This is a genomic window from Mycolicibacter senuensis (genome assembly GCF_003284925.1).
Taxonomy (GTDB): Bacteria; Actinomycetota; Actinomycetes; order Mycobacteriales; family Mycobacteriaceae; genus Mycobacterium; species Mycobacterium algericum_A.
The window spans coordinates 1-5,452 of the sequence record NZ_QMEX01000194.1 but is presented as its reverse complement, the minus strand read 5'-3'; the positions used below and the strand labels follow the sequence as shown (position 1 = coordinate 5,452).

Genomic DNA, 5,452 nt, shown 5'->3' with positions numbered 1-5,452 from the left:
GGGTTTACCGCCGCCGAAGATCCCGCCACCGGGTTTACCGCCGAAGATGCCGCCGCCCGGGTTGCCGCCGAAGATGCCGCCACCGGGCTTGCCGCCGAAGATCCCACCGCCGGCGCCTCCCCCGAGCTTGGGCAGGGACGGTGCGCCCGGCGCCGGAAGCGACGGGATCGCCGGTGCCTTGGGCGCCGGAAGCGACGGCAGTGCAGGCGAATTGGGCGCCGGCAGGCCCGGCAGGCTCGGCGGGTTGAATGCCGGGATACCGGGTGATGCCGGCATGGTCGGCGCCTTGGGTGCCGGCAGCGACGGGATCACCGGCGATTGGGGCAGGCCGGCCGGCGGCGCCGATTTCGGTGGCGAGATCGGCAGACCGGGCCACTGGAACGGCGGGTTGGGGTTGGCGGCCGGTGGGTCGGGCAGCTTGATCGGCGCGTCGGGGAGCTGTACCGGTGGATTCGGTTTGATCACCGGTGGGGTCGGGAGCTGCACCGGGGGGTCAGGGAGCTGGACCGGCGGGTCAGGGAGCTGGACCGGCGGGTCGGGCAGCTGCACCGGTGGATTCGGCTTGATCACCGGCGGAATCGGTTTGATCACCGGTGGGTTCGGCTTGATCACCGGGGGATCGGGCTTGACCACCGGCGGGTCAGGCAGCTGCACCGGTGGGTTGGGCTTGATCACCGGCGGGATCGGTTTGATCACCGGGGGATCGGGCTTGACCACGGGCGGGATCGGAATCTCCACCGGGGGATTGGGTTTGACGACCGGCGGCAACGGTTTGACGACGACCGGTGGCACCGGTTTGACATCCGGGGGATCGGGCTTGACCACCGGCGGGGCCGGCATCTCCAGCGGCGGAGCAGGGACCACGCTGGGCGGTGTGGGCGCGGTGGGCAGCTTCGCAGGCAACCCGAGCAGGAAGGACAGGTCGGGCAGCGCCGCTGCGACCGGCCGAATCGACGGCGTCGAGTGGTGCACCGGCACCGGCATGGGCAGCGGCAGCGGCGCCGGGGTGAAGGTGAACGGGCTTGCGAGGGGCACCGCAGCCGGCGGCGGCTGCAACGCCGGACCGAACACCGGAGGTGCCGCGGGGGACGGCGGCATCGGAACCGAAACCGGGGCGGCCGGTGGCATTTCCAGCGGGGGCAGCGGCAGCGCGTCCGGCTGACTCATTGCCACCGGCGGCTCGACATAGGGCTGCAAGGCCGGTTCCTGCATCTTCGGCGGGGTGAGTGGAAAGCTCAGCGCCCGACCGATCTCCGGCCGCAATGCGACCAGGTTGGGGGTGATATCCAGCGCCATCGACACCATCAACGCCGAGGCCGCGGCGAACGTGGCGGAGGCCAGTACCGTCCCGGCGACCAGTAGCGGACGTCGGCTCGACACGCCGACGGGGTGAATGAGTTCGGTGGCGGTCTCGTCCTCCTCGTCGGGGACCGCACTGTAGGCCAGGTCGTCGGTTCCCAGGCCGGGGACGTTCAGACCGGGGATGTCGTAGTAGCCGGCCGCCATCGCACCGGAGTCGGCTTCCTGGGTATAGGCCAGCGCCGCGGTGGAGTACTCGACAGCCCTGGTCACCTGGGTCGAGGCCAGCGCGGCGCCGCGGGCGAGTGCCGTCTGCGGTTCGGCGGGCTCACACACCTCCCGCCCGACCGTCGCCTCGAGTCGCGGCCTGATCGCGGTCGCGGCGGCCTCGCTGCACACCAGGAAAAGCCCGTCGGGGCGGGTCTCCGGGGTGTTGAGCCGCTCGGCGACGGACTCGACGGCGGCGGTGGCGTCACCGTCGGCCAGGAACTGCCGGAAGAGCCGGGTGATGGAGCCGTCGATGCAATCGACCACGGCCAGTGTCGCGTCGGACGCCCCCACCGACAGCAGGCCCATCCGGTCACAGCCGACGGTCTGGCCCAGGTTGCGGGCCAAGCTGGCGGCGGCCAGGTCGGGCGAGATCAGCGCGATGTCTTTCAGCTCATCGAGGTCACCGGCCGCCAGGCGCGAACTCAATTCAGCGGCATCGAGCGGATCGGTCACGGTCACCCCGGTCGAAACCAGGCGATGCCCCGCAGTGTCGGCGGCGTTGCGTGCCCGCAGAATCGCGGCGATCAGCGCGTCGACCGCGGCGAATCCGGTGGTGTGGTCGGTCGGCAGATCGAAGCTGTGCGTCTCCAGGATGACGCCGTCCCCGTTGTCACCACCCACCAGCACGGTGTGGATGGTGGCAGGCGGGCTCGAGGCAAGCGCCACACCGAGAACAACGTCCATTGCTCCTCCGATTCAGTTTTGACCTGCACGCGCCGGCCGTGGCGACGAGGGCGTCAGACGGGTTCGCGGATACCGGCCGACACCGTTTGTTCACCAATACGACATCTACCGGTGACACATCGAAATATGCGATCGTGCGAATGAACGCTGACTGTGGCTTCGTGAAGAGTGTCTAATTTTGTGGACGAGAGTCGTCGCCGTGCCGCGGGCCGGGTAGCGCCACCCGATCCGCGCCAGGTGGGTCATGATGGACGCACGGACCGGCAGGGCACGTGGACAGGAGTCAGACTTGGCCGATTTCGTCGCGTCGATCGACCAGGGCACCACCAGCACCCGCTGCATCATCTTCGACCATGACGGCGCCGAGGTCGGCCGTCACCAGCTCGAACACGAACAGATCCTGCCGCGCGCCGGCTGGGTCGAGCATGACCCGTTCGAGCTGTGGAACCACACCGCGGCGGTGTTGGTGTCCGCACTCAACACCACCAAGCTGCAAGCCTCCGACCTGGCGGCGATGGGTATCGCCAACCAGCGCGAGACGACGGTGGTGTGGAACAAGAACACCGGTCAGCCGTACCACAACGCGATCGTCTGGCAGGACACCCGGACCGACTACATCGCCGCCGCGCTGGAGCGGGACGGCCACGGCGAGCTGATCCGGCGCAAGGCGGGGCTGCCGCCCGCCACGTATTTCTCCGGCGGCAAGCTGCAGTGGATTCTCGACAACGTCGACGGGGTGCGCGCCGACGCCGAACGCGGCGACGCCTTGTTCGGAACCTGTGACTCCTGGGTGCTGTGGAACCTGACCGGCGGCCCGCGCGGCGGGGTGCACCTGACCGACGTCACCAACGCGAGCCGCACCATGCTGATGAACCTGGAGACCCTGGACTGGGACGACGAACTGCTGGCGCTGTTCTCGATCCCGCGCGAGATGCTGCCGCGTATCACGCCGTCGTCGTCGCGGCGGCGACATGCCGTCACCGTCAGTACCGGGCCGGTGCGCGGCGAGGTGCCGATCGCCGGCATCCTGGGCGACCAGCAGAGTGCGATGGTCGGGCAGGTCTGCCTGTCGGCGGGGGAGGCCAAGAACACCTACGGCACCGGAAACTTCCTGCTGCTCAACACCGGTGAGCAGATCGTCCGCTCGGACAACGGGCTGCTGACCACGGTCTGCTACCAGTTCGGCGATGCCAAACCGGTCTACGCCCTGGAAGGTTCGATCGCGGTCACCGGCTCGGCGGTGCAATGGTTGCGCGACCAACTGGGCATCATCAGCGGCGCCACCCAGGTGGAGTCGCTGGCCCGCCAGGTCACCGACAACGGCGGCATGTACTTCGTGCCGGCGTTCTCCGGGCTGTTCGCGCCGTACTGGCGTTCGGATGCCCGCGGCGCGATCGTCGGGTTGTCCCGTTTCAACACCAATGCGCACCTGGCCCGGGCGACGCTGGAGGCGATCTGTTATCAGAGCCGGGACGTGGCCGAGGCGATGGAAGCCGATTCCGGTGTGCACCTGGGGGTTTTGAAAGTGGACGGCGGCATCACCGCCAACGACCTGTGCATGCAGATCCAAGCCGACGTGCTCGGCGTCGACGTGGTCAAACCGGTGGTCGCCGAGACCACTGCGCTGGGAGCGGCGTACGCGGCCGGGCTGGGTGTCGGGTTCTGGAAGAGCCCCGACGACCTGCGTGCCAACTGGCAGGAGCACAAGCGCTGGACCCCCACCTGGTCGCAGGACCAGCGCGCCGAAGGTTATGCCGGGTGGCGAAAGGCCGTGCAGCGCACGCTGGACTGGGTCGAACTTCCCTGACAATGGCCGCACGCAAGCGGGTGCTTCCCGGTGCGGTGGTCGTGCTGGTGGCGGCAGCCGTCGTCGGGTGGGCATGGTGGCAGAACAGCGACTCGTCGCGTTCTTCCGGGCCGTCGCCGACCTGGACGCCACCCACCCCGAGCGCCGCGCCGTTGAACCCCGGTTATGACGCCGCCCGCCGGATGCTCGACGGGTTGCCGGTCAAGGGCTGGGATCGGGCGCAGGACTTCAAGCGCTACCGGTTCGGTGAGCGTTGGAGCGACGACGTCGATGTCGAATTCGGCCACAACGGCTGCAACACTCGTGACGACATCCTGCGCCGCGACCTGATCCGGGTGGAACTGCGTCGCGGCACCTGCCTGGTCCAGCGCGGCATCCTGCACGACCCGTACTCCGGGCAGACCATCGAATTCACCCGGGGCCCTGCGACATCCGAGGCCGTGCAGGTCGACCACCTGGTTTCGCTGGCGGACGCCTGGTACAAAGGTGCGCGAGCTTGGGACGACGCGCGGCGCCGCGACTTCGCCAACGACCCGCGCAATCTGCTGGCGGTGAGCGCACAGGCCAACTTCGACAAAGCGTTCCGCGACGCCGCCGGCTGGCTGCCGGCGAACGCCGCGTTCGAATGTGAATTCGTGGCCCGTCAGGTCGCCGTCAAAACCGACTACCGACTCTGGGTCTCAGCCAACGAGAAGTCCGCGATGCACCGGGTCCTGCGTCGCTGTTGAGCCGGACGCTCGGACGGTCAGGCCCGTTCGGCGACGATGCGGGCGAGGGACGAGCCGGCTGAGGAAGTCAGGTTCAGTCGGCTTCGCCGAGGATGCCGTAGATCTCCTTGCGGGCGCTATTGACGATGTCGACGATGCGCTGCTGCTGTTCGGGGGTGGCGGCCTGGCTGGCCTGCGCGACCGCGCCGAACAGCTGGCCGACCGCGGTGCGCAGCCGAAGCTGCGCCGGGTCGGCGCCGTCGGCGATCTCCTCCCACGGTGGGGTCTCGATCTCCTCGGCGACCGCGCGACCGTCCTCGGTCAACTCGAAAAGCCGCTTCTTGCCGTCGGTTTCGCTTCCGCTGATCAGGCCCTCGTCAACCAGCATCTGCAACGTCGGATACACCGACCCCGGGCTGGGGCGCCAGAGTTGCTGGCTGCGTTCGGCGATCTGCTGGATGATCTCGTAGCCGTGCATCGGGCCCTCGGCCAGCAGTGCCAGGATGGCGAGCCGCACGTCACCACGCCGGCCGCGGTGGCCACGCCGATGCCCGCGGCCCCTGGGCGGACCGAAGCCGAAACCGAAACCGGGAACCCCGGGGCCGAATCCGGGACCGAATCCGGGACCGAAGCCCGGGCCGAAACCGCGGAACTCGGGGCCGAACCCCGCGCCGAAGCCAGGGCC

The 5,452-nt window shown here is 69.1% G+C and carries 4 protein-coding genes; 2 read left to right on the top strand and 2 right to left on the bottom strand.

What is annotated here, in order from left to right; all coding sequences use genetic code 11:
• Nucleotides 1-2,253, bottom strand: a 2,253-nt coding sequence (locus DQP56_RS22310; protein ID WP_112689144.1) for a DUF7159 family protein, incomplete at its 3' end; no start/stop codon positions are given.
• A 247-nt stretch (nt 2,254-2,500) separates the two neighbouring features.
• On the opposite strand from DQP56_RS22310, the gene glpK reads away from it, so the two are divergent.
• Nucleotides 2,501-4,060 (top strand): glycerol kinase GlpK, encoded by a 1,560-nt coding sequence (gene glpK / locus DQP56_RS22305; RefSeq protein ID WP_205868957.1) that lies wholly within the window; start codon nt 2,501-2,503, stop codon nt 4,058-4,060.
• Between the two features lie 2 nt (nt 4,061-4,062).
• A complete protein-coding gene (locus tag DQP56_RS22300; protein WP_165825112.1) occupies nt 4,063-4,788 on the top strand; it encodes an HNH endonuclease family protein in 726 nt (241 codons plus the stop codon).
• A 73-nt stretch (nt 4,789-4,861) separates the two neighbouring features.
• Here DQP56_RS22300 and DQP56_RS22295 read toward each other — a convergent pair.
• On the bottom strand, nt 4,862-5,452 hold a 591-nt coding region (locus DQP56_RS22295; RefSeq protein ID WP_133259008.1), incomplete at its 5' end, for a PadR family transcriptional regulator.

What these genes read in the sequence shown, in the direction of transcription:
- glpK (WP_205868957.1), top strand. Translation starts at nt 2,501, where the DNA reads ATGGACGCACGGACCGGCAGGGCACGTGGACAGGAGTCAGACTTGGCC.
- DQP56_RS22300 (WP_165825112.1), top strand. Translation starts at nt 4,063, where the DNA reads ATGGCCGCACGCAAGCGGGTGCTTCCCGGTGCGGTGGTCGTGCTGGTG.